The following is a 22,753-nucleotide window of genomic DNA, read 5'->3' as shown; positions in this document are numbered from 1 at the left end:
AATATATTCAGGTCAAAAAAGAAGGGGCGTGGTCGAGACGCCCCTTCTTCATTGCCATCAGCCCGTTGAACATGCGGCGTGCCGCGCGTTCAACGCGGCAGATCCAGGCGTCACACCGTCGCGTCGCTCAGCGCGGCGTCAAAGAAACGCTCCTGTGCATCCGCGTTCACGCGGGCATACGCGCGATTCACGCCGCTGATCACCGCACGAATCGACGCGGTGATCAGGTTCGCATCGACACCGACGCCGAACGCGCTGCCGGCCACATCGGCGCCGGCCATTTCGGCGATCGCGATCGCGCGCGCATCGGCGCCCTGCGTGAGCGCGCGTTCCTCGTAGTGCTGGATGCGCACGGGCACGTCGAACGCGTTCATCAGCGCGTCGAGCGGGCCGTTGCCGGCGCCCGTCAGCACGCGCGGCGTGCCGTTGATTTCGACGTTGAGCCTGATGTGCTCGCGGCCGTCGTGCTCGGACAGGCTGTGGCCGACATAGCGGACCGGCTCCGCCGTGCGCACGTATTCCTGCTGGAACAGTTCCCAGATCTGCGCCGGCGTGACTTCCTGGCCGCTGTCGTCGGTGAAGCGCTGCACGGCCGAGCTGAAGTCGACCTGCAGGCGGCGCGGCAACACGACGCCGTAGCTCTGTTCGAGCAGATACGCGATGCCGCCCTTGCCCGACTGGCTGTTCACGCGAATCACGGAGTCGTAGGTGCGGCCGAGGTCGCTCGGATCGATCGGCATGTACGGCACTTCCCAGATCGCGTCCGGCTTCTGCGCGGCGAAGCCCTTCTTGATCGCGTCCTGGTGCGAGCCCGAGAACGCGGTGAAGACGAGGTCGCCGACATAAGGATGACGCGGATGGATCGGCAACTGCGTGCATTCCTCGGCCGTGCGCGCGACTTCGTTGATGTTCGAGAAATCGAGCTCGGGATCGACGCCTTGCGTGTACAGATTCAACGCGAGCGTGACGAGATCGACGTTGCCGGTGCGCTCGCCATTTCCGAACAGGCAACCTTCGACGCGATCCGCGCCCGCCATCACGGCGAGTTCCGCGGCGGCGACGGCCGTACCACGGTCGTTATGCGGGTGGACGGAGACGATCAGCGAATCGCGACGCGCGAGATTGCGGTGCATCCATTCGATCTGGTCCGCGTAGACGTTCGGCGTGGCCATTTCGACGGTGGCCGGCAGATTGACGATCGCCTTGTGCTCAGGGGTCGGTTGCCAGATGTCGAACACCGCGTCGCAGACTTCCTTCGCGAATTCGAGTTCGGTGCCGCTGAACACTTCCGGGCTGTATTGCAGCGTGAAGTGCGTTTCCGGCTGCGCGTCGGCGAGGCGCTTCACCGTGCGCGCGGCCTTCTGCGCGAGCTCGATCACGCCGCTCTTTTCGAGGCCGAACACGATCTTGCGGAAGTCCGGCGCGGTCGCGTTGTACACGTGGACGATCGCGCGCGGAGCGCCGCGCAACGATTCGAACGTACGCTCGATCAGATCGTCGCGCGCCTGCGTGAGCACTTCGATCGTCACGCCGTCGGGAATATGGCCGCCCTGGATCAGCTCGCGCACGAAGTCGAAATCGGTCTGCGACGCCGACGGAAACCCGACTTCGATTTCCTTGAAGCCGATCTGCACCAGCGTCTTGAACATGCGCATCTTGCGCTCGGCGTTCATCGGCTCGAACAGCGCCTGGTTGCCGTCGCGCAGGTCGGTGCTCATCCAGATCGGCGCGCGCGTGATGGTGCGCGACGGCCACTGGCGATCCGTCAAATTGATCGGCTTGAACGAACGGTACTTGGTAGCGGGGTTTTTCAACATTTTCATCATCCGAGGGAGAGACCGTGGAACGGGTGTCGACCGGACGACGAAAACGCGATACTGGGCCGCCGGTCGGAAACCGGGGCTGGGTCAGTTACTGGGGATTCAAGCGATGCTTCGGTGTATCAGAGAGAAGCGGACGCGCGCAGCAGCAGACCTAGCCCGGTAGAGCGGGCTAGTAGTAGCGATAGGGTGGTCTGGGCGCGGTACATAGTGCGCAATGGGAACATATTATTGAGATTGCGTCAAGGGCACGCAGTGTGCTCGTGCCGCGTTCGATTCACGGGTGAGCTTACGAGGCGTCGTCAATTCATTGAGCAGGAGGCGAACATGAACAGGGTAGCGTGGATATCCGCCGTCGCAAGGATCTGCGCGTGCGCGGCGTTGGCGTGCGGGTTCGTCGGGCAGGTCGGCGCGCAGGGGCTCAGCGCGCAGAACGACATGAACGCGCCGCAGAACAGCACGCGCCTGATGCCACATGCGGCGCTCGGCAGCGAGTATCCGACGCACGGCAACCAGCAGGCGGGCGAGCTGAATCTGAATCCGACCGATCCGCGCGCGCAACTGCTCAACGGCTTGCCGAACAACCCGAGCGCGGGCGGCTATGGCGCGCCGCTGGCGGGCGTGCGCACTTATGTGCAGCCGCCGCGGCCGGCGGATTGAATTCGTCGACGCCGGGACAGTGTTTCGACCCGGCCCCGCGTTGCTCATCCGCCGGACAAAAGCCGCAGCGTATCGCTGTTCACGAACACCGATAAGCCTATCGCGAGCAGGATCAGCGGCAGCAGCGCCGAGCCGTACCGCCGGATTGGCGCGCCGAGCAACGGATGATCGACGAGCCATGCCGCGCCCGCGCACCACAATCCGATCATCACGATGAACACGAGCGAAACCAGCGCGTTCTCGGCGGGGGTATGGCTTGCGTACAGCGGCACGTAGACGGCGAGGTTGTCCGAGCCGTTGGCGATGGCGACGCTCGCGACGGTCCAACTCGATGAGCCGCGAATGGATGGCGAAGCGCTTGTGCGGCCGTCCTCGCCATCCTCGTTGGCGTCATGCCGAGCGTGGCCAGGACCGAAGCGCTGCCACGCCTTGTACAGGCCCACGACGATCGGCATCAAGCCGAGCAGGCCCACATAACCGGCCGGCAGGCGCGTGAGCAAGGCCGCGAGTACGAGCGCCGCGGCGACCAGGATCAACGATCCCGCGTACTGTCCCGCGATCACGCGGCGTCGCTCCGCGCCCGCTTCGGTCAGAAAGCCGAGCAGCACGAACAGGTTGTCGATATTGGTCGCGGCGTAGGCGACGATTGCGAGCATGACGAGGCTGAGCATGAAGAAGCCGGAGTCGTTACCGGGGGAGAGTCGCCTGGAATTCGCCGCGCCATATGGGCAACGGGCGGCCGGTCAACACGATGCCGATGCGCGGCGTCAAGGTCAAGGTCAAGCGGCTACAATGACCGGGGCTTCGAACAACGGAACATCGATGAAGATTCGCCTTCTCTCTATTGCCTGTCTCGCGAGCGCCGCGGCGCTGCTGGGGGCCTGCACGATCGTCACCCGCAACTCGAGCGCCTGCGAGCAATTGATGCGCAGCAAGCTGGCCGAGCCGTCGTCGGGAATGTCGTCGGATAGGCTGCGGGTCACCCATCGCGGGGCGGCGATTCGCGGCTCGCGGGTCGTGGTGGAGGGGACGATCGAGCATGCGGTGAGCGCGTCCGCGACGGCGGCTTCCGCGCCGCTCACCGCGTCGGCGTCGCAAGCAGCCTCCGAGGTCAAGGTGGCCGCCAAGCCGGCCCAGCCGTCGAAGGTCCGCACGCCGGCCGCCGCCGAATGCACATTCCATGGCGAACAGCTCGACGTATTCCGCTGGCTCGCGCCGCCGCAGCTGGCCACGCCGGCTGCACAACCGGCCAGCTCGGCGGGCTGAGTTCGCGCCCGCGCGGCGCACCGTTGCTGCGCATCTAACCCAGGCAAACCTTAGAACGCGTAATACGGCCCCTGGCCTGCCGACGTATTGCGCGTCGCAATCGCCGTGTAAATGCGTTTGCCGTAAAAGAACGGCAAGCCCCAGCCGAAACCGAGGCTCGAATTGCCGGCGAGATTGTCGAACGCGTTGTTCGACGACGCGAACAGCGTGTTCGAATTGGCGATGTCGAACGACACCGTGCTCGACACGCCATCGATGCCGGTGATCGACGCGCTCGCCGACTGCGTCGAAGTCGGGCAGTACCAGAAGCCGCACAACGGGAACTGCGCCGAGTGGAAGAAGAGGCCGTTCGAGCCGCTATCGAGATAGCTTACCGCATAGGTGAGACCGCCCGAGTTCGTAGTCACGTAGCCCGTCACCGCGTTCGCCCTCAGAACGTTCGTGCCCGTCAGCGTATTGTTCGACTGGGTGCCGATGCCGAAAATCAGTGAGCCCGACACGCTCGCCGCGCCCGCATCGGCGACAGCCGGCAGGTCGATCACCACACCGTTGTTGTCGAGCGCGAAGCTGCTGACCGGGTTGGTGACCTGCTGCGCGAGCGGCTGCGCGGTCGCGCTGCAGTTGCCCGTCGTGCAGCTGTAGTACCAGCGCGGCAACGCGGAGTTCGCGCAGCCGTTGCCGCAGTCGACCGGGAACAGGCCCACGCCGAGGATGCCGTTCGCGTGCAGGCTCGATACGGTCAACAGCGACGCGCCGCCGGAGTTCGCGCAGTCGGCGGGCGCCCCGGGCAGTGCGCTGTCGGCAATCAACTGGATCGGAATCGATGACGCCTGTTGGCCAGCCATGCGCACGTCCGCGGTGCGGATCGAGCCCCATGCGTAGCCGCTGCCGAACACCGCACATTCGGCGCTTACGCCGCTGCCCGCGGCGATCGTCGGCAGCGACAGCGTCGTCGGCAGCGCCGAAGCGAGGATGCGCAGGCCGTTCGAGCCGGTGTCGACCTGGATGTCGTCGATCGTCGCGCAGGTGCCGGTGCCTGCCTGGCAGATGGTGACGCTCGTCATCAGCATGTTGCGCGTATTGCCGGGCGATACGCCGACCGTGACCGGCTGCACGTTGGGCGTGGTCGATTGCGGCACGTTCGCGCTGGCGGAACTGGTCGGCGCGCTCGCGGACGGCGTCGAGCCCGAGCCGGACGAGCCGGACGAGCTGGATGAGGAACTGCCGCCTCCGCCGCCGCAGCCGGCCAGGGCCGCGCAGACGATCAGAAGCAGGGCATGGAAACGCAAGGCGGATGTCATGGCGTGGCGGTCCGTCTGGTGGAACTCAGGCGTGAAAGGGGTGCGAGCGACGCGTGCGGGGCGCGCGCGTCACTGGATGTCGTCGGATGTGACGCCGGCGGGCAAAGCCGCCGGCAGCCACGCGCGGCCGACGTAGCCACGCATCGGTCCGCCGGACTCGACGATCACGTCGGAGCGCGAGACCCGCGAAGAATGCAGATTGCCGCTGCCGGCCGCCGCCGCGGCGCCGGTCTTGTACGAGTCGCCGTATTTACCGAGCAGCGCGTGCAGATCCGGCATCGTCGGGCCTTGCCACGCGTACGCGACGATCAGGCCGGTGCTGGTCGCGTATTCGTTGATCGTGGTATTGCCGGCGTCGGTCCACGTGCGCTCGCGCAGTGCGCCATTGAGCAGCGTGCGCGGCGCGCTCGCGCCCGCCACCGCCTGGCTCGGCATCGTGCCGCCCAATTCGGCATGCGCGCCGAAGCTCGCGCAGCACGCGACGACGGCGATCACCGAGGCGATCGCGGATAGATGGAGACTGGACTGGGACATGAGGCCTTCCTCGTTTGGCGCCGGATTTTTATTGAGATAACTCGATCAACGTAGCACCGGTTTTCTTCTGGTCTTTGCACATCGCGGCGGACAGGACCGCACGCAATGTGGAAAACAAGCCGCATGCAGACCGGGAACCCTTTTTCGGCGGGCCTCCGGCGAAGACTTGGGAGTACTCCCAAGGTCAACTCGAAAGTGTCATTGAGTGTTAAATTTACCTCATAGGAGGGCAAATAGCGTGACGGGCGCGGACTTTTTTCCCGTGGCCGTTTCGTCGCGGTGGCATGCGGCGATTCCCGGGCAAACCCCAGTTTTTGCACACGCCTCGCCGGGACCGGTAAAATGTTGGGTTGATCCACGGAAACTTGCCGTGGCGTAGCGGAAGGATTCCCCGAACATGACTGATTTTCGTCTCACCAAGCGGTTTGCAGTAATGCTCATGGCAGGCGGGCTGGTCGCCGGCTGCGGTACCTCGTCGCCGACCAAAATCGACTATAGGAGCGACTCCCGTTCGAAGCAGGTATCGCTTGCCGTACCGCCGAACATGATCGACGAGACGGCCGATCAGCGCTCGCTGCCGCCACAGGGTGGCGAAACTTCGCTGTCCACGCTGAAACAGGTGCAGGCGCAGGCGCCGGCCGGCGACGCGGTTGCGGTCGTGCCGCCCGTCCAGGGCATCCATATCCAGCGCGACGGCACCGAAAGCTGGCTCGTGATCGACAACAAAACGCCCGACCAGGCGTGGCCGCAAATCCGCCGCTTCTGGCAGGAGCAAGGCTTCCTGCTCGTCGTCGACCAGCGCGACAAGGGCGTGATGGAAACCGACTGGAACGAAACCCACGCGCAGATCAACGACGGCTTTATCCGCAACACGCTGTCGAAGGCGATGGGCAACAGCTACGTGAGCTCGGAGCGCAACAAGTTCCGCACGCGTCTCGAAGCGGCGCCGAAGGGCGGCACCTACGTGTTCGTCAGCCAGAAAGGCATGCGCGAGGCGATCACCGGTACGAACAATGAGTCCACCCAGTGGCAACCCAAGCCGAACGACCCGGCGCTCGAGCAGGAATATCTGAAGCGCCTGATGGCCTCCCTTGCGCGTGCTGAATCGGGTGCGGGTGGCACGCAGAACGCCGAGCTGTCGCCTGCGGGCACGCAGATCGCGCCGAACGCGGCGACGGCGGGTGCGAAGTCTGCGACGGCCGCCGTCGTCGCGCAGAACGTCGCGCTGGCGGCTCAGCCGTCGACGCCGGACGTGGATTCGGCCAACAACACGTCGGCCCAGCTCTCGTCAACCGAACTCACGCTCGGGGAGCCGTATGACCGTGCGTGGCTGCGCGTGGGCCTCGCGCTCGATCGCAGCAATTTCACGGTCGACGACCGCGACGTGAGCCGCGGTCTGTATTTCGTGCGCTACGTCGATCCGAAGGATATGTCGTCGGCCGAGCAGGGCTTCTGGAGCCAGGTCTTCCACGGCCGGAAGGAGAAGGTCGCCAAGGAGTATCGCGTGAACGTGCGCGCGGTGACGCCGGATCAGACCCGCGTGGCCGTGGTCGACGACAAGGGGCAAGTCGACGAAAGCTCGCAGGCCAAGCAGATCATGAGCCTGATGGCCTATCAGCTGCACTGATACGGGAACCTCGCGGCCAACGCCGCCGGTTCGACGAAAAAAACGCCCGGAGCAATCCGGGCGTTTTTTTTCGACCGCCTACTCAGGTATCCGCGCGCCGCCGCGTGCCGACCCACGGCAAGCGCTTGATCACGCCGGTCGCCAACGCGGTGCCGACCAGAATCACCGCGCACCCTTCGAGCATGCCGGGCGACACCGTCTCGCCGAGAAACAGCGCGCCCCACAGAATGCCGAAGATCGGAATCACGAAGGTCACGGTGATCGCGCGTGTCGGACCGGCGACCGCGATCAGATGGAAGAACAGCATGTACGCGATGCCGGTGCAGGCGACGCCGAGCGCGATCACCGCGCCCCACGCACGCAGCGAAATCGGCGCGGCGGGCCAGTAGATCACCGCGAGCGGCAGCAATACGATCGTTGCGCCAATCATCGTGCCGGTCGCGACGCTGAGCGCGTCGACGCCAGTCAGGTGACGCTTCGTGTAGTTGGCGGCGATGCCATAGAGCAGCGTCGCGCCGAGCGCGGCGCCGGCGGCGAGCGCGACGGTGAGCGGCGCGGCGGCCGAGCCGTCCGGCGCCGCGATCTGGTCCCACACGAGCATCAGCACGCCGAGAAAGCCGACCACGAGGCCGAGTGTGCGCAGCGCGCTGAGCCGGTCGCGCAGCCACAGAAAGCCGACCAGCGCGCCCCACAGCGGCGCGCACGCATTGATCACCGACGTGACGCCCGCCGACAGAGTCAGCTCGGCATACGCGAACAGGCAGAATGGCGCCGCCGAATTGAGAATGCCGACCACGAGCAGCGGCAGCGCGTGCGTGCGCAACAGCGTGCCGGACTGTTGCAGCGGCCGTCGCGCGATCAGCACGATCGCGAGAAAGAGGGCGCCGATGCCGACGCGCAGCGCCATCAGCGGCGCGACGCCGAAGTCGGTCACGCCGACGCGGATGAACAGGAACGATGCGCCCCACAGGGCGGCGAGGATCAGCAGTTGCAGAAGGTTTCTGGCTTTCATTGGAATGGCGCCGCGCGCAGTTGAGTCGGGACGCCAGCTCATCCTAACAGTGCGATCGCGCGATTCGTTTCAATGCGGGATGAAACGGCAAGATCCGGGAGACGGCCGCGTCCGGGTAGGTCGATCGTAAGCGCTGCGAGAGTGCGCGCCAAACGAGCAATTCTCACCGATATGTGAGAAAAATTGCGATGCGGCGGCGCGGATAGCGGGGATGGAATTGCAAACGGAGCCCGCGATGCGCGGGCGCCGTCCGAAACGATGTGAATTGCGTTGCGCCGTTAGCGGCGCGAGCTCAGTGCGGAATCATCCATTGCAGGAAGTTCTGCTGCGCCCACACGAGCACGCCGAGCAGCACCGTGAGCAGAATCGAATGCTTGAAGGTCTTGGCGAACACGACGCCTTCCTTGCCCTTCAAGTCGGTGGTCGCGACGCCGGTCGAAATGTTCTGCGGCGAGATCATCTTGCCCATCACGCCGCCCGACGAGTTGGTCGCCGCCATCAGCACCGGATTCAGATTGAGCTGCTTGGCCGCCACCACCTGCAGATTGCCGAACAGCGCATTGCCCGACGTATCGCTGCCCGACAGGAACACCGCGACCCAGCCGAGAAACGCCGAGACGAGCGGAAACACCGGCCCGACCGACGCGACCCCGAGGCCGAGCGTGTAGTTGAGGCCCGAGTAGTTCATCAGATACGCGAGGCCGACGATCGTCGCCACGGTCAGAATCGCGATGCGCGTTTGCACCCACGTGTCGGAGATCGCCTTGCCGAACTCGGCGGGGGGGAGCCGCACGACGAACGCGGTGATGAGCGCCGCGACGAGGATCGCAGTGCCGGTCGCAAGCGGCTGGAAGTCCCAGATCGCGCCGTACGGCGTGTTGTACAGCGTGATGAACACGGCCTTGTCGAGACCCGGCCACGACACCTTCACGTCGCCGATCGTGAAGATCCTCGCTACCGTCCAGACGATCACGACAACCGACACGATGATCCACGGATACCAGCCTTGCACGCCGCCGATCTTGCCGCGCACCTCGTTGATGCGATCGACGTTGATCGCGAATTTCGGATCGGCGACGGGCTTCCACACCCGCAGGAACGCCACTGTCAGGATCAGCGAAACCAGCGAAGACAGCACGTCGGTCAGGCTGTAGTTCACGAAGTTCGAGACGACGAACTGAGTCAGCGCGAAGCTCAGGCCCGACACCAGCAGCACCGGCCAGATCCGCAGCATGTTGCGAAAGCCCGCGTACACGCCGATCACATAGAAGGGCAGCAGGACCGCAAAGAACGGCAATTGCCGCCCGACCATCTTGCCGAGCACATCGGACGGCAGATGCGTGACCGCGCCGAGCACCGTGATCGGCACGCCGAGCGCGCCGAACGCAACCGGCGCGGTGTTGAAGATCAGCGTGAAGATCAGCGCTTCGAGCGTCGGAAAACCGAGCATGATCAACAGTGAACTCGTGATCGCGACCGGGGTGCCGAAGCCCGAGATGCCTTCGAGCAGCGCGCCGAACGAAAAGCCCACCACGACGAGCACGATGCGCCGGTCGTTCGGCAGGTTGTCGATCATCCACAGGCGGAAGGCTTCGAAGCGTCCCGAGCGCTGCGCGATGTTGTACAGCAGGATCGCGGTGAAGACGATCCACATCACCGGCCAGAGCGCAAAGACGACGCCGGCTGCGACCGAGTTGAGGGCGAGCCCGACCGGAAACTGCCAGACGAAAATCGCGACAATCAAACCGACGATCAATCCCGCGAGCGATGCCTGCCACGCTGGCCTGCGCGCCCAGCCGAGCAGCGCGAGCACGACGATGATCGGCAGCGCGGCGACGATAAACGACGCAAAAAGCGAATTACCGACTGGAGTGAGCAGTTGATGAAACATCACGTCTCCTTCGTTGTTGTGTAATTCGACGCGGGAGATTGCGCATGACGGCGCGTCGCTCTGGCATGGCGGACGCTCGCGAGTGGCCTCGACCAAGCGGCTGCGCCTGATTTAAGCGGGTGCTGCGTGCAACCTTTCAAGAATAGAGCGCCATATCGGCGAGTCAAGCCGGGAAAGTACGGGCGGGGTGTGCGCGGTGGCGGGTGAACAGAGACAGGTCAATGCCAGTGGCCGCCCCAATGGCCGCCCCAATGTCCCCCCCAGTAGCCACCAATGCCGATCGCGATCGACGGTCCATAGTAGGGGGGATAGCCGTAATAGGCGGGATAAGGATAAGCCGGTGGCGGATAGTAGGCGGGATAAACCGGAGGTGCCACATACACGGACGCGGGGGGTGCATAACCGGGCGGCATGTCCTGCGGCGCGACCTGCATTTGCGCCTGGGCTTGAGGCGTCTGCTGTGGATCGGTGGCCGGTGTGGTTTGGTCCGCTGCGGTCGCGGGGGCGGTCGAATAGTACGACGTGTAATAGCCCGCCGGATAGTAGCCGGCGGGGTAGTAGCAGCCGGATAAAAACAGACTGGAGGCGAGCGCGGAAATCGGGGCGGCGGGCCGCGCGAATCTCGCGGAACAACGAAACGATATGCGTGGCGACGAGAGACGCACCGCGCGAAGATGGGTGACGACGCGGGACTTCATGGCGCGCTCCTCGATGAACCGATGCCGCCTCGCGCGACGTCGTTGTGAGGAGCTTACGCTCTTGCCGCGGCAGCGCTGTGGCAAAACCGCAACCGCATATTTAAGTCTATTTCCACGCGCATAGTCGAGACGAGGGCGCACTGCATTCGCCGCCCTCGTCAGTCCGGTTCGTGGTCGGAATAAGTTGTTTGCTGTCCTGTATGAATCGTCAGACGCATCCTCGGACGCAACGCTCGTTTGCCGCTCACTTGCCGATCTGGTTACCGATGACACCGCCTACCGCCGCGCCGCCCAACGTCGACAAGCCGCTGCCGCCGATCGCCGCGCCGGCTGCGCCGCCGACACCGGCGCCGATCGCGGTATCGCGTGTGCGTGGGGACATGTCGCCGCATGCCGCGACACCCGCGACGAGCGAAAGTGCAACTGCGACGGTGCCAAGACGAGTACGGAGTTGAAGGATCGATTTCATGATGATGACTCCCTTCTTTGTTGGACGTAGTTGTTTCCTTCTCGCCGCACACAACGTGCCTGCTCGACGCGGCGGCACAAAAAAAAGCCCGCCATGCCGGCGGGCTCCGATACTGCTGGGCTAACTCGCGCGTATCGCGCAAGCCGCTTATTGCCGCTGATAAATCTCCGCGCCTTGCTTCATGAACTCGATCGACTTGACTTCCATGCCTTTCTGCAGCGCTTCGTTATCGCTGACGCCCTGTTGCGCGGCGAACTCGCGCACGTCCTGGGTGATCTTCATCGAGCAGAAGTGCGGGCCGCACATCGAGCAGAAATGCGCGACCTTGGCCGAATCCTTCGGCAGCGTTTCGTCGTGGAATTCGCGCGCCTTGTCCGGGTCGAGACCGAGATTGAACTGGTCTTCCCAGCGGAATTCGAAGCGCGCCTTCGACAGCGCGTTGTCGCGTACCTGCGCGCCGGGATGACCTTTCGCGAGGTCCGCTGCGTGCGCGGCGAGCTTGTACGTGATGATGCCGGTCTTCACGTCGTCCTTGTTCGGCAGACCGAGGTGTTCCTTCGGCGTCACGTAGCACAGCATCGCGGTGCCGAACCAGCCGATCATCGCGGCGCCAATGCCCGACGTGATGTGGTCGTAGCCCGGCGCGATGTCGGTGGTCAGCGGCCCGAGCGTGTAGAACGGCGCTTCGTCGCACCAGTCGAGCTGCAGGTCCATGTTCTCCTTGATCAGTTGCATCGGCACATGGCCCGGACCTTCGATCATCACCTGCACGTCGTGCTTCCATGCGATCTGCGTGAGCTCGCCGAGCGTCTTAAGCTCGCCCAGTTGCGCTTCGTCGTTCGCGTCGTAGATCGAGCCGGGACGCAGGCCGTCGCCGAGCGAGAAAGCCACGTCGTAGGCCTTCATGATTTCGCAGATGTCTTCGAAATGCTCGTACAGGAAGCTTTCCTTGTGATGCGCGAGGCACCACTTCGCCATGATCGAGCCGCCGCGCGACACGATGCCGGTCATCCGGTTCGCGGTGAGCGGCACGTATTGCAGACGCACGCCCGCGTGGATCGTGAAGTAGTCGACGCCCTGCTCGGCCTGTTCAATGAGCGTGTCGCGGAAGATTTCCCACGTCAGATCTTCAGCCTTGCCGTTGACCTTTTCGAGCGCCTGGTAAATCGGCACCGTGCCGATCGGCACCGGGCTATTGCGGATGATCCATTCGCGCGTTTCATGAATGTGCTTGCCGGTCGACAGATCCATCACCGTGTCGCCGCCCCAGCGGATCGCCCAGGTCATCTTGTCGACTTCCTCGCCGATGGAGGAGGTCACCGCCGAGTTGCCGATGTTCGCATTCACCTTCACGAGGAAGTTGCGGCCGATGATCATCGGCTCGCTTTCCGGGTGATTGATGTTGTTCGGGATGATCGCGCGGCCGCGCGCGATTTCCTCGCGCACGAACTCCGCGGTGATTTCGGTGAGGCCGTTCGGGCCGAACGCGCTCGCGCCGAACGCCTGGCCCGGATGCTGGCGGCCCATCATCGCGGCGAGCTTCGCGCCGTTCGGGCCGCTCGCCTTGAGGGTCTCCAGATACTCGGCACGGCGCTGGTTCTCGCGAATCGCGATGTATTCCATTTCCGGCGTGATGATGCCTTGCTTCGCGTAGTGCATCTGCGTCACGTTCTTGCCGGCGATCGCGCGCCGCGGCGTGCGATGCAGACCCGGGAAACGCAGCTGCGCGGTGGCCGGATCGGCAGCGCGCTCGCGGCTGAAGCTGCTCGACAGACCGCTCAGCGGCTCAGTGTCGCCGCGCTCTTCGATCCACGCCTGACGCAGCGCGGGCAGACCCGCGCGGATGTCGATCTTCGCGTCCGGATCGGAGTAGGGGCCCGACGTGTCGTACACGTAGATCGGCGGATTCTTTTCGCCGCCGAAGCTGTCGGGCGTGTCTGCCTGCGAGATTTCGCGCATCGGCACTCGGATGTCGGGGCGTGAGCCGGTCACGTAGACCTTGCGCGAATTCGGCAGCGGCGCGACGGCGGCCTCGTCCACATGGGCTTCGGCGGAAATAAACTTCGGATTGGCGCTCATGTAAGTCTCCGTACAAAGTGGGGCGGCTAAGCAGGAGACTGAGATGGAAGTGGTCGGAAATCGCTGGGAGGTGAGGCTGCTGAGGCTGGTGCGAGATCCGTACGCTTCCCTGCGCTGGCATTATCCAGATCAGGTTCAAAGGGTATTTCTCACCCACGCAACACGGACCTCCAGCTCCGCGCTACGCAGGACCCCCGCGTTAGCAGCGCACACGATACACCGCCCGCCCGCGGTTTGGCAACCTGTCTGCGTGATTCAAAAAACTGGTCCAGATGAATCCGGACATCTCCTATGCTTATTTCGAGACCGCGTCAGACAGGGCAACTTACAACAATGGAACAGCCGGCTTAAAGGGAAAAATCGTCGGCGGCTTCGGGCTGATACAGGATTTTGGCGATCTTGAGGACTTGCTGATCGCCGCTGGGTGGCGTGAAGCGGATGCTCTCGCCGCGGCGCGCGCCGAGCAGCGCGAGGCCAGCCGGCGAGAACACGTTCAGCCGCCCTTGCGCGAAATCGGCGTTGGGCGGATAGACGACGGTCCACGTCATTTGTTCGCCGCTCGCCGTATCGATCAGCGTCGCTTGCGAGTTCATCGTGACGACGTCGGCGGGGATATCGTGCGAATCAACGATTACCGCGCGTTCGAGCACGTCGTCGAGCACGTGCTGCAGCTTGGCGTTGGCGGCCGCATATTTCTCGAGGCGGGTCACGTCGAGTTCGGTCAGATAGCAGGTTTTGATCTTCTTCATCATCAGGACTCCGATAAGGCGGTGGAGGATGGCCGCGTGCGACGACCCCATGCGGGTGGTCGGCGGATGAGTTCACGAATGGGAAAGCCCGGAGCCCGGCGACGCGGCCCTGGGTATCGGCAGGCTACGTCAGCAAGGGCGCCGGGCGGCGCGAAGCGGGAGCGTTCGGGACGTCTCGCCGGCGCCGTGCGGCGCGACACCCGCGCGCGCGCAGCCGCCTGCGCGGCATGGGCGCAAGCGGGCGAGAACACGGAAAGTCGGACGACGCACAGAAGTCACGGGCAAAACGACCAGGTGATGGGAATAGCGAACAGGAGGTTGCCGCGCAGCAAAACGTGAAGCCCGCGACACCAGCGACGAAAGCTTGATGTTAGCACGCTGTCTCGGGCGTTTCCGTTCGCGACATCGCACTCGGTCGAGCGGCCGTCTTTTGTGCGGTGCCAGAAGAAAGCGACGTGCCCCGCATAGCGTTCAAGCCAGTCACACGATTGCCGTTAATCAAAGTGCAGCGAAGGCCGCACTCCTGCGAAGCGATTCCGGGATGGCGCGTGAATGGCGCGACGCGACTCGCGCCGATTGACCGATTGACAGAGAGGTGCACATGAAAGCGGAAAGAATGCGGTGGCGAACGCTCGGTCGCACAGCCGCGGTGGTGGCATTGCTTGCCGCGCCGCTGGCGGCGCCGGCGGCATCGATGGTGACGGGCGGCGTGATCCGGTTCGTGGGGATGATCGTCGCACCGCCGCTGCAGATCAGCGCGGATACGGCGATCACTGGCGTCGCCGTCGAAAGTGCGAGCGTGGCCGGTCAGCGCTTCTCGCGCACGGTGACGTTCAGCGCGCCGCCGGGCGTCGTCAGCGGCGCCGATGTCGCGCTCGAAGTGAACGGCGGCACGCAGTCGCGGGATCTGGTGGCAGCGCGTTTCGTCGATGGCGCCGGGCACGTCGTGCTGGCCCGCGACGGCCACTACGCGGTCGATCGCGCGGGCGGGGTGCTGTCGCTGAACGCGCGGCGCACCGATACGGACACGCGCGTGACGGTAGTGGTCAGTTACGACTGAGTCGCGGCGAGCCTTGGCTCGCTACCCATGCCGGAAAAAAATTAAAAGAGGCTTGTCATAACCGGCCGCGCGGGCCGACAAACGTGCAGATTTCGATCGGAGCACGTCATGTCGACCGCGCACTATCGCTCGCTATTTCAGCGCCTAGCGACTTTTTCGAGGCCCGCCGCCGGCCTCGCGCTCGTTGTGCTGAGCGCTTCGGGCATAGGTGCGGCAGATGCGGCCAGGCCCCAATGTGCGACACACAGCCCCGCGCACCGGTTAGCGCTCGTCGAGCTGTACAGCAGCGAGGGCTGCGATAGCTGCCCGCCCGCCGACCGCTGGCTCGGTCAATGGAAAAGCAATGGCGCCGCCCACGGCATCGTGCCGCTCGCACTGCACGTCGACTACTGGAACAGCCTCGGCTGGACCGACCGGTTTTCCCAGCGTCGCTTCACCGAACGTCAGCAGACGCTGACGCACCTCGCGGGCGCGCACACGATCTATACGCCGGAAGTGTTCGTCGCGGGCCGCGAGCTGCGCGACTGGTCGCAACGCGACAGTTTCGAGCGCCGCATCGACGAGTTCGTCGCCGAACCCGCGCAGGCCAATGTCGCGCTCGAACTAAGTCCGCGTGCACCCGGTGCGTTCGATGTCGATGCGCAGTTCAGCACGACGGACGCCGCCACGGGTCCGTTGAGCGGCTATCTCGCGGTCTACGAAAACGCGCTGACGACGCAGGTGGGCGCGGGCGAAAACCGCGGCGCGACGCTGCATCACGAACGCGTCGTGCGCGCGTGGTTCGGGCCGGTGCCAATCGTCGCCGGTCACGCGCGGATTCGTCAGGACGTCGATCTACGCGATGCGAGCGTCGACGCGAAAACCGATCCGATCGCCAACGTCGCCGACCGCTTTGGCGTGGTCGCGTTCGTCGAAAGCGACGCGAGCGGCGATGTGCTGCAAGCCGCCGATCTTCCAGCGTGCCGTTGACCGACATCGCACGCGCCGCATTCTCTACCGCTGCCCGAGGAGAGCCGCCATGTCCACACCCACACCGCACGCGTTGCGCCCCCGCGCCCCCGCCGCGCCCGCCGCACCGAAGCGCGCCGTCATTCACCCGCTGTGGCTGCGCATCACGCATTGGCTGAACGCGCTCGCCGCGATCGTGATGATGCTGTCGGGCTGGCGCATCTACGACGCGTCGCCGATCTTCCCGGCGTTCAGCTTTCCGACCGGGATCACGCTGGGTGGCTGGCTCGGCGGCGCGCTGCAATGGCACTTCGCGGCGATGTGGCTGCTGGTGTTCAACGGCCTCGTGTATATCGCGCTGAATCTCGCGAGCGGGCGTTTCGTGCGCAAGTTCCTGCCGTTGACGCCGCGCGCGGTGCTGCGCGATTTCATCGCCGCGTTGCGCGGGAAGCTGTCTCACGACGATCTGCGCGTCTACAACGCGGTGCAGAAATTTGCCTACCTGTTCGCGATCGCCGATCTGATCGTGCTGGTGCTATCGGGGCTCGCGATCTGGAAGTCGGTGCAGTTTCCGCTGCTGCGTGAACTGATGGGCGGCTACGACAACGCGCGCGTCGTGCACTTCACCGCGATGTCGCTGCTGGCCGCGTTTCTTGCGGTGCATCTGGCGATGGTCGCGCTCGTGCCGCGTTCGTTGCTCGCGATGCTGCGCGGACGTTGAGCCGCGGTTGCCTACGGCCATGCTGATGTTCACGCTCATCGATGCGCAACGCGAACTCTGTAGGGATACCGAATCATGAACAAGCCGATCGACAAAGCAGCAGACCAACCCACTCAGCGTGTTAGCCACACGCTCGACCGCGCGTCGATCCTGCTCGATGCGAAGCGCGAACTGGCGATGCCGTCGCGACGCCTGTTCGGCAAGCAGCTATTGACGCTCGGCGGTCTATCGATGCTCACCGGCTGCTCGCTGACCGACGACGCTTCCGTCAACCGCTTCCTGAGCGCGGTATCGCGGCTGAACGATCGCGCGCAGGCCGCGCTGTTCGATCCGAAGCAGCTCGCGCCGACCTACACCGAAGCGCAGATCACGCGACCGTTCCCCTTCAACGCGTACTACGGCATCGACGACGTGCCGCACGTGGACGGCTCCGCTTACCAGCTGAAGCTGAGCGGGCTCGTGACCGGCAAGCGCGTGTGGACGCTGCCCGAACTGTACGCGCTGCCGCATGCCGAGCAGATCACGCGGCATATCTGCGTCGAAGGCTGGAGTGCGATCGGCCGTTGGGGCGGCACGCCCTTCGGCGATTTTCTGCGGCGTGTCGGCGCGGATACGACGGCGAAGTACGTCGGCTTCAAATGCGCGGACGACTACTACGAAAGCATCGACATGCCGACCGCATTGCATCCGCAAACGCTGCTGACGTTTTCCTACGACGGCGAGCGACTACCCGCGAAATACGGCTACCCGATGAAGCTGCGCATGCCGACCAAGCTCGGCTACAAGAATCCGAAGCACATCGTCGAGATATTCGTCACCAACACGTATCCCGGCGGCTATTGGGTCGACCAGGGCTACAACTGGTTCGGAGGCTCCTGACGCATGCGGGCGCACGCGCGCTTGCGGCAGCGGCTTCGGAAGCACGCCGGCGCGAGCCGGTTTCGATTCATCCACCACCAACGGAGTCATCCCATGAAGAAGATTGCAATCACCTCGATCGCGTTGCTGATGCTGGCAAGCGGCGGCGCCGCATTCGCGCAGGCGAGCGGCGCGATGTCGAACGACGCGATGTCGAAAGACGCGATGTCGAAGGATTCGATGTCCAAAGACAGCATGTCGAAGGACGGCATGAAAAAGGATGCGATGAAACACGACTCGATGAAAAAGGGCGGCGGCGCGATGGGCATGAAGCACGAGGCGTCGGGCGCGATGGGCAACTGAGTCCGCGCGCGGGGTGCTTAGCGATCCTGCCGATGCGCCGAGCATCGGACGGATTCGACGCTGAATGCAAGCCGGGGATGCGTCCCCGGCTTTTCTGTTGCAGGAAACCAAAAAGTTACGATTCTGTCGGGCGGCGCACTCGGCGCTTACTGCATAATGCGTTGCGCGCCGCGGCTTTCGCCCGCGGCGTCGCCGCGCATCGCGGCCGCGTTGCGTCGTGTCGTTTTGACCGATTCCGCCGCCACAGCCGTTTCTGGCGCTTCCTGCGCCGCCCATTGTCTTACTGTTCCACCGACATGTCCGCCAGCCTCACCCGTCAGACCGCATCGCCGATGCGGTGCCCGCCATCCCGCCCGAAAGGCATCGACGCAGGCGCGGCGCCTCGCGGGCATCGAGCGCAGCGCGCGGGTCGAGTGGCGACGGCGGGCTGAACGCATGTCGCTGCAACCCTCAGTTTTTTCTCCCCGTGGCTGGCCGCTGTGGCTGCCGCAGACGCGCAAAGGCAAGGTCGCGCTCGCGCTTGCCGTCGTTTATCTGGTGTGGGGCTCGACCTATCTCGCCGTGCACGTCGCGCTCGGCTCGTTCCCGCCGCTGCTGATGTCGGGCTTGCGCAACCTGTTCGCCGGCATTGGTCTGTTCGTGTTCGCCGCGCGCCGCAAGCCGGTGTGGCCGAGCCTCGCCGAAATTCGCAACGCGGGCCTCGTCGGCACGATGCTGGTGGGTCTGTCGAGCGGCATGCTCGCGTACGGCATGCGCACGGTCGGCACCGGCACCGCGGCCGTGATGGTCGCGACCGTGCCGCTGTTCGCGACCGTGATCGCGGCCGTCGCCGGACGCAAGATCGGCCGCGGCGAATGGTTCGCGGTCGGGCTCGGGTTCGCCGGCATCGTGATTCTGAGTCACGGCGACAGCACGCCGGGCTCGGTGGGCGGCAGCCTCGCGATTCTGTGCGGCGCGTTGTTCTGGGCCGGCGGCGCGCATCTGGCCGGCGTGTTGAAGCTGCCGTCGGACCTGTTTTTGTCGACTTCGCTGCAGATCGGCCTGGGCGGCGCGATCTCGACACTGGTCGCGTGGGCGGCGGGCGAGCAGATGCTCGAGCTGCATTTTCTGCCGCTCGTCGCGTTCCTGTATCTGATGCTGATCGGCACCATGGCCGCGTTCGTCGCGTACGGTTATCTGATTCGCCACACGAGCCCGATCATCGCGAGCAGTTGCATGTACGTGAATCCGATCGTCGCGGTTGCATTGGGTGCGCTGCTGCTCGGCGAGCCGGTCACGCGCTCGACGGTGATCGCGACGATCGTGATCCTGAGCAGCGTCGGCTTGTCGTTCTGGTTCGATTCCCAGAAGAAGGGCAGCGCCTGAGCGCGGCGCGGTTCTCGTCGAACCGCGCGACCGTTGTCAAAGCGCCGCCGCCAGCTCAGCGCCCTCGCGGATCGCTCGCTTCGCATCGAGCTCGGTCGCGAGCTTCGCGCCGCCGATCACATGAAAGCGCGGGCCGCCGCTGCCGTGCTTGCCATCGACAGTCGGCGGCAACAGCTCGCGCAACGACTCCTGTCCTGCGCACACGACGATCGTATCGACGTCGAGCCATTCGTCGGCACCGTCTCGCGCGATCCTCAGACCGCGCGCGCTGATCTCCCGATACTCGACGCCGCCTAGCATCTGCACGCCGTTCCTCGCGAGCGCCGCCCGATGCACCCAGCCCGACGTCTTGCCGAGCCCCGCGCCGAGCTTGCCGGCCTTGCGCTGCAATAGCCAGATCTGCCGCGCCGGTTGCGCGGGAGCGGGCGGCTTCAGGCCGCCGCGCTCGCGCACCGCGAGGTCGACGCCCCATTCATCGAGCCACGTATCGCGCGGCACCGGCAGCGGCTCGCCCGCGCGATGCAGCAGAAACTCGCTGACGTCGAAGCCGATGCCGCCCGCGCCGATCACCGCGACGCCCGCGCCGACCGGCGCGCCGCGCAGCACGTCGACATACGACAGCACGTTAGCCCCGTCGATGCCGGCAATCGCCGGCCGCCGCGGCACGATGCCGGTCGCGACGACCACGTCGTCGTAGGCGCCCGCGGCGAGCAGCGCGGCATCGACGCGCGTACCCAGCCGCACGTCGACGCGATGGCGTTGCAACTGGCTACTGAAGTAGCGGATGGTTTCGCTGAACTCTTCCTTGCCCGGCACGCGCATCGCGAGATTGAACTGGCCGCCGAGCATGTCGCTGGCCTCGAACAAAGTCACGCGATGCCCGCGCGAGGCCGCCACGGTCGCGGCCGATAGCCCGGCCGGCCCGGCGCCGACCACTGCGACCGAGCGCGCCTGCTGTGCGCTTGCGAGCGGCCGGTAGACGAGCTCGGTTTCGCGTCCCGCGCGCGGATTGACGAGGCAGCTCGCGCGCTGATTCCTGAACGTGTGATCGAGGCAGGCCTGATTGCACGCGATGCAGGTGTTGATTTCGTGCGTGCGGTCCTCGGCTGTCTTCAGCACGAACTCGGGATCGGCGAGCAGCGGCCGCGCCATCGACACGAGATCCGCCGTGCCATCGGCGATCAGCGCTTCGGCGACCTCAGGCGTGTTGATACGGTTCGACGCGATCACCGGCACGTTGACCGCGGCCTTCAGACGCGCGGTCAGCGAGGTGAACGCCGCGCGCGGCACCGAGGTCACGATGGTCGGCACGCGCGCCTCGTGCCAGCCGATGCCGGTGTTGAAGATCGTCACGCCGGCCGCTTCGAGCGCCTGCGCGACCTGCACGGTTTCCTCCCACGTATTGCCGCCCTCGACCAGATCGATCAGCGACAGCCGGTACACGACGATGAAGCGCTCGCCGCATTCGGCACGCACCCGCTCGATGATCTCGCAGGCGAGCCGCATGCGATTCTCGATGCTGCCGCCGTATCGATCGGTGCGCCGGTTCGTGCGCGGGCACAGGAACTGGTTCAACAGATAGCCTTCGCTGCCCATGATCTCGACGCCGTCGTAGCCCGCGCGTTGCGCGAGCCGCGCGCAGCGCGCGTAGTCGCGCACGGTGCGCTCGATGCCGGCGAGCGTCAGCGCGCGCGGCTTGAACTTCGAGATCGGCGACTTCAACGCCGACGCCGACACCACGAACGGCTGATAGCCATAACGGCCCGCATGCAGGATCTGCAGCGCGATCTTGCCGCCCTCCGCATGCACGGCCTCGGTCACGAGCCGGTGATTGCGCAGATCGAATACCGAGTTGAGCGTGCCGCCGAACGGCAGCAGCCAGCCCTCGCGATTCGGCGAAATCCCGCCCGTGATGATCAGGCCGACGCCGCCTTTCGCGCGCTCGCGGAAGTACGCGGCCAGTTGCGGGTAATGCCAGAAGCGGTCTTCCATGCCCGTGTGCATCGAGCCCATCACGACGCGGTTGGTCAGACGTGTGAAGCCCAGGTCGAGCTCGGCGAGCAAGTGTTGGTAAGACATGCAGGGACCGTGTAAGTGGAGGGCCGCACGAACGATACACCGCGCGCCAGACCAGACCGCCGAGGAAAAATTCTAATCGTCGCAATCCATTGATCCGCAAGACGTTAGTCGGTTGTCTCGCGCCAGCTATTAAGCGCACGGCACACCCATTGCTGATTTTGAGCGTCCATCGCCACGGACGCGTCACCGACAAAACCGGCGCGCCGTGCGGCACGGACGGGAGGAGGGCGACCGCGAGGCTTCCCGCGGTCGCCCACGTATCAATGGGCGATGAGCGTCAAGCCCGACATCGAGAACAGGTGAACACAATGAAAATTATCCGAACCATGGTAGCGGTCGTTGCGACCGCGGCGGTACTGAGCGCGTGCGGCGGCGGTGGTGGCAGCGATGCAGGCAAGACGCTGGGCTTGACCAACCCCGAGATTCACTTCGTTCACGCGCTTCCGGGTGGCCCCGCGGTCGACTTCCTCGTCAATGGCAGCGCGCCTTCCGGACAGACCAACATCTCGTATAAAGGCGTGACCAACCTCACCAATATCGACACGGGCCCGACGACCGTCGCTTATGCGGCGACCGGCACGAAGAACGCGCTCGCGAGCGGCAGCTTCCCCGATGTCGCGAAGGGCCACGTGTACACGGTGCTAGCGTTGCCGGGTCTGTCGGCGCCCGATATCGGCCTGATCGACGATCCGTTCGACAAGGGCCTGCTGACCAATGACGCGCGCGTGCGCGGCTTCAATGCGTCGGCGAACGCGCCCGACCTCGACCTCTATCTCGTGCAGGCCACCGCCACCAGCATCGCCAACGTGTCGCCGACGATCGCCGGCGTGTCGTTCAAGAACGCGGTGCCGGCGAGCGGCCAGGATTCGATCTACGTGTCGGGTGGCCAGTACGTGCTGATCGCGACGGTGGCCGGCAGCAAGACGCCGATCTTCCAGTCGAACTCGTTCTCGCTGGCGAACAACGCCGACTGGCTGATCACCTCGGTGCCGATCGCGGGCGTGTTGAGCCAACTGGCGCTGGGGCAGATTCATCTGCTGGTCGTACAGAACGGCAATACGAGCACGCCGAGTGTGGAACTGTCGAATACGTTGACCGGGCAATGACGCGGGCCGCCGACCACCGGATGAGCCTCGCGCGGCGCGAGCATCGATGAACCGCTTGCGCCAGCCGGACAATCAAGGACTCCGGATGGTCGGAAAATGGGGGGACGGCACGGCGATCCACGACAGTGGGTCGCCGTTCTGTTTGAT

Annotated in this window: 21 protein-coding genes and 1 riboswitch; of the genes, 10 read left to right on the top strand and 11 right to left on the bottom strand. The window is 65.0% G+C overall.

Annotated features, from left to right (window positions below; genetic code table 11):
- Positions 1–110: 110 nt before the first annotated feature.
- Positions 111–1,817, bottom strand: coding sequence for a 2-isopropylmalate synthase (gene leuA, locus VSR82_RS03570; protein ID WP_429458666.1), 1,707 nt, complete (start codon positions 1,815–1,817; stop codon positions 111–113).
- A 330-nt stretch (positions 1,818–2,147) separates the two neighbouring features.
- Between leuA and VSR82_RS03565 the strand changes: the two genes are divergently transcribed.
- Positions 2,148–2,480: a hypothetical protein gene (locus VSR82_RS03565; protein WP_429458668.1), complete on the top strand. Its 333-nt coding sequence runs from the start codon at positions 2,148–2,150 to the stop codon at positions 2,478–2,480.
- A 44-nt stretch (positions 2,481–2,524) separates the two neighbouring features.
- On the opposite strand, the gene VSR82_RS03560 is transcribed toward VSR82_RS03565, so the two are convergent.
- Positions 2,525–3,151 (bottom strand): cadmium resistance transporter, encoded by a 627-nt coding sequence (locus tag VSR82_RS03560; protein ID WP_429458670.1) that lies wholly within the window; start codon positions 3,149–3,151, stop codon positions 2,525–2,527.
- A 151-nt stretch (positions 3,152–3,302) separates the two neighbouring features.
- On the opposite strand from VSR82_RS03560, the gene VSR82_RS03555 reads away from it, so the two are divergent.
- Positions 3,303–3,746 (top strand): hypothetical protein, encoded by a 444-nt coding sequence (locus tag VSR82_RS03555; RefSeq protein ID WP_429458672.1) that lies wholly within the window; start codon positions 3,303–3,305, stop codon positions 3,744–3,746.
- 50 nt (positions 3,747–3,796) lie between these two features.
- Here VSR82_RS03555 and VSR82_RS03550 read toward each other — a convergent pair whose 3' ends face one another.
- Positions 3,797–5,047: a DUF3443 domain-containing protein gene (locus VSR82_RS03550; RefSeq protein WP_429458674.1), complete on the bottom strand. Its 1,251-nt coding sequence runs from the start codon at positions 5,045–5,047 to the stop codon at positions 3,797–3,799.
- A 69-nt stretch (positions 5,048–5,116) separates the two neighbouring features.
- Complete coding sequence (locus VSR82_RS03545) at positions 5,117–5,581, bottom strand: DUF2844 domain-containing protein (RefSeq protein WP_429458676.1); 465 nt, start codon at positions 5,579–5,581, stop codon at positions 5,117–5,119.
- Between the two features lie 397 nt (positions 5,582–5,978).
- Between VSR82_RS03545 and bamC the strand changes: the two genes are divergently transcribed.
- Entirely contained in the window at positions 5,979–7,208 is a 1,230-nt protein-coding gene (gene bamC, locus VSR82_RS03540) for an NlpB/DapX family lipoprotein (RefSeq protein ID WP_368587547.1), read from the top strand.
- A gap of 82 nt (positions 7,209–7,290) precedes the next feature.
- Here bamC and VSR82_RS03535 read toward each other — a convergent pair whose 3' ends face one another.
- From VSR82_RS03535 to VSR82_RS03510, 6 genes are all read right to left on the bottom strand, one after another.
- Positions 7,291–8,220: a DMT family transporter gene (locus tag VSR82_RS03535; RefSeq protein ID WP_368587546.1), complete on the bottom strand. Its 930-nt coding sequence runs from the start codon at positions 8,218–8,220 to the stop codon at positions 7,291–7,293.
- Positions 8,221–8,512: 292 nt separating this feature from the next.
- Complete coding sequence (locus VSR82_RS03530) at positions 8,513–10,111, bottom strand: L-lactate permease (RefSeq protein WP_368587545.1); 1,599 nt, start codon at positions 10,109–10,111, stop codon at positions 8,513–8,515.
- A gap of 218 nt (positions 10,112–10,329) precedes the next feature.
- On the bottom strand, positions 10,330–10,809 hold the full coding sequence (locus tag VSR82_RS03525; RefSeq protein WP_429458679.1) for a hypothetical protein: 480 nt from the start codon (positions 10,807–10,809) through the stop codon (positions 10,330–10,332).
- 244 nt (positions 10,810–11,053) lie between these two features.
- Complete coding sequence (locus VSR82_RS03520; RefSeq protein WP_410847821.1) at positions 11,054–11,278, bottom strand: YMGG-like glycine zipper-containing protein; 225 nt, start codon at positions 11,276–11,278, stop codon at positions 11,054–11,056.
- Positions 11,279–11,425: 147 nt separating this feature from the next.
- Positions 11,426–13,357 carry a phosphomethylpyrimidine synthase ThiC gene (gene thiC / locus VSR82_RS03515; RefSeq protein WP_368587542.1) on the bottom strand — a complete coding sequence of 644 codons (1,932 nt, stop codon included), beginning with the start codon at positions 13,355–13,357 and terminating at the stop codon, positions 11,426–11,428.
- 88 nt (positions 13,358–13,445) lie between these two features.
- Positions 13,446–13,563: riboswitch (TPP riboswitch) on the bottom strand.
- Between the two features lie 141 nt (positions 13,564–13,704).
- Positions 13,705–14,109, bottom strand: coding sequence for a GreA/GreB family elongation factor (locus VSR82_RS03510; protein ID WP_368587541.1), 405 nt, complete (start codon positions 14,107–14,109; stop codon positions 13,705–13,707).
- Positions 14,110–14,707: 598 nt separating this feature from the next.
- Between VSR82_RS03510 and VSR82_RS03505 the strand changes: the two genes are divergently transcribed.
- The 6 genes from VSR82_RS03505 (at position 14,708) to VSR82_RS03480 (ending at position 19,421) form a co-directional block, all read left to right on the top strand.
- Entirely contained in the window at positions 14,708–15,166 is a 459-nt protein-coding gene (locus tag VSR82_RS03505) for a hypothetical protein (RefSeq protein WP_429458682.1), read from the top strand.
- Between the two features lie 108 nt (positions 15,167–15,274).
- On the top strand, positions 15,275–16,135 hold the full coding sequence (locus tag VSR82_RS03500; RefSeq protein WP_429458684.1) for a DUF1223 domain-containing protein: 861 nt from the start codon (positions 15,275–15,277) through the stop codon (positions 16,133–16,135).
- A 49-nt stretch (positions 16,136–16,184) separates the two neighbouring features.
- A complete protein-coding gene (locus VSR82_RS03495; protein WP_368587538.1) occupies positions 16,185–16,835 on the top strand; it encodes a cytochrome b/b6 domain-containing protein in 651 nt (216 codons plus the stop codon).
- A 75-nt stretch (positions 16,836–16,910) separates the two neighbouring features.
- Positions 16,911–17,714 carry a molybdopterin-dependent oxidoreductase gene (locus tag VSR82_RS03490; RefSeq protein WP_368587537.1) on the top strand — a complete coding sequence of 268 codons (804 nt, stop codon included), beginning with the start codon at positions 16,911–16,913 and terminating at the stop codon, positions 17,712–17,714.
- Positions 17,715–17,807: 93 nt separating this feature from the next.
- Positions 17,808–18,056 (top strand): pentapeptide MXKDX repeat protein, encoded by a 249-nt coding sequence (locus tag VSR82_RS03485; RefSeq protein WP_429458688.1) that lies wholly within the window; start codon positions 17,808–17,810, stop codon positions 18,054–18,056.
- Positions 18,057–18,491: 435 nt separating this feature from the next.
- Positions 18,492–19,421, top strand: coding sequence for an EamA family transporter (locus tag VSR82_RS03480; RefSeq protein ID WP_429458690.1), 930 nt, complete (start codon positions 18,492–18,494; stop codon positions 19,419–19,421).
- Between the two features lie 36 nt (positions 19,422–19,457).
- Here the strand turns inward: VSR82_RS03480 and VSR82_RS03475 are convergent, their stop codons facing one another.
- Positions 19,458–21,500, bottom strand: coding sequence for an oxidoreductase (locus tag VSR82_RS03475; protein ID WP_429458692.1), 2,043 nt, complete (start codon positions 21,498–21,500; stop codon positions 19,458–19,460).
- A 308-nt stretch (positions 21,501–21,808) separates the two neighbouring features.
- On the opposite strand from VSR82_RS03475, the gene VSR82_RS03470 reads away from it, so the two are divergent.
- Positions 21,809–22,606 carry a DUF4397 domain-containing protein gene (locus VSR82_RS03470; RefSeq protein ID WP_368587534.1) on the top strand — a complete coding sequence of 266 codons (798 nt, stop codon included), beginning with the start codon at positions 21,809–21,811 and terminating at the stop codon, positions 22,604–22,606.
- The last annotated feature ends 147 nt before the right edge of the window (positions 22,607–22,753 follow it).

Origin of the sequence: Burkholderia sp. JPY481 (genome assembly GCF_038900515.1) — a bacterium.
Taxonomy (GTDB): Bacteria; Pseudomonadota; Gammaproteobacteria; order Burkholderiales; family Burkholderiaceae; genus Paraburkholderia; species Paraburkholderia youngii.
Note: the sequence above shows the minus strand (reverse complement) of the source record. Positions and strands in the feature narration are given on the sequence as shown.

What these genes read in the sequence shown, in the direction of transcription:
- VSR82_RS03480 (WP_429458690.1), top strand. Translation starts at nt 18,492, where the DNA reads ATGTCGCTGCAACCCTCAGTTTTTTCTCCCCGTGGCTGGCCGCTGTGG.
- VSR82_RS03565 (WP_429458668.1), top strand. Translation starts at nt 2,148, where the DNA reads ATGAACAGGGTAGCGTGGATATCCGCCGTCGCAAGGATCTGCGCGTGC.
- VSR82_RS03485 (WP_429458688.1), top strand. Translation starts at nt 17,808, where the DNA reads ATGAAGAAGATTGCAATCACCTCGATCGCGTTGCTGATGCTGGCAAGC.
- VSR82_RS03475 (WP_429458692.1), bottom strand. Translation starts at nt 21,500, where the DNA reads ATGTCTTACCAACACTTGCTCGCCGAGCTCGACCTGGGCTTCACACGT.
- VSR82_RS03550 (WP_429458674.1), bottom strand. Translation starts at nt 5,047, where the DNA reads ATGACATCCGCCTTGCGTTTCCATGCCCTGCTTCTGATCGTCTGCGCG.
- VSR82_RS03560 (WP_429458670.1), bottom strand. Translation starts at nt 3,151, where the DNA reads ATGCTCAGCCTCGTCATGCTCGCAATCGTCGCCTACGCCGCGACCAAT.
- VSR82_RS03555 (WP_429458672.1), top strand. Translation starts at nt 3,303, where the DNA reads ATGAAGATTCGCCTTCTCTCTATTGCCTGTCTCGCGAGCGCCGCGGCG.
- VSR82_RS03500 (WP_429458684.1), top strand. Translation starts at nt 15,275, where the DNA reads ATGTCGACCGCGCACTATCGCTCGCTATTTCAGCGCCTAGCGACTTTT.
- VSR82_RS03545 (WP_429458676.1), bottom strand. Translation starts at nt 5,581, where the DNA reads ATGTCCCAGTCCAGTCTCCATCTATCCGCGATCGCCTCGGTGATCGCC.
- leuA (WP_429458666.1), bottom strand. Translation starts at nt 1,817, where the DNA reads ATGTTGAAAAACCCCGCTACCAAGTACCGTTCGTTCAAGCCGATCAAT.
- VSR82_RS03470 (WP_368587534.1), top strand. Translation starts at nt 21,809, where the DNA reads ATGAAAATTATCCGAACCATGGTAGCGGTCGTTGCGACCGCGGCGGTA.
- VSR82_RS03510 (WP_368587541.1), bottom strand. Translation starts at nt 14,109, where the DNA reads ATGATGAAGAAGATCAAAACCTGCTATCTGACCGAACTCGACGTGACC.
- VSR82_RS03505 (WP_429458682.1), top strand. Translation starts at nt 14,708, where the DNA reads ATGAAAGCGGAAAGAATGCGGTGGCGAACGCTCGGTCGCACAGCCGCG.
- VSR82_RS03530 (WP_368587545.1), bottom strand. Translation starts at nt 10,111, where the DNA reads ATGTTTCATCAACTGCTCACTCCAGTCGGTAATTCGCTTTTTGCGTCG.
- VSR82_RS03535 (WP_368587546.1), bottom strand. Translation starts at nt 8,220, where the DNA reads ATGAAAGCCAGAAACCTTCTGCAACTGCTGATCCTCGCCGCCCTGTGG.
- VSR82_RS03520 (WP_410847821.1), bottom strand. Translation starts at nt 11,278, where the DNA reads ATGAAATCGATCCTTCAACTCCGTACTCGTCTTGGCACCGTCGCAGTT.
- thiC (WP_368587542.1), bottom strand. Translation starts at nt 13,357, where the DNA reads ATGAGCGCCAATCCGAAGTTTATTTCCGCCGAAGCCCATGTGGACGAG.
- VSR82_RS03495 (WP_368587538.1), top strand. Translation starts at nt 16,185, where the DNA reads ATGTCCACACCCACACCGCACGCGTTGCGCCCCCGCGCCCCCGCCGCG.
- VSR82_RS03525 (WP_429458679.1), bottom strand. Translation starts at nt 10,809, where the DNA reads ATGAAGTCCCGCGTCGTCACCCATCTTCGCGCGGTGCGTCTCTCGTCG.
- VSR82_RS03490 (WP_368587537.1), top strand. Translation starts at nt 16,911, where the DNA reads ATGAACAAGCCGATCGACAAAGCAGCAGACCAACCCACTCAGCGTGTT.
- bamC (WP_368587547.1), top strand. Translation starts at nt 5,979, where the DNA reads ATGACTGATTTTCGTCTCACCAAGCGGTTTGCAGTAATGCTCATGGCA.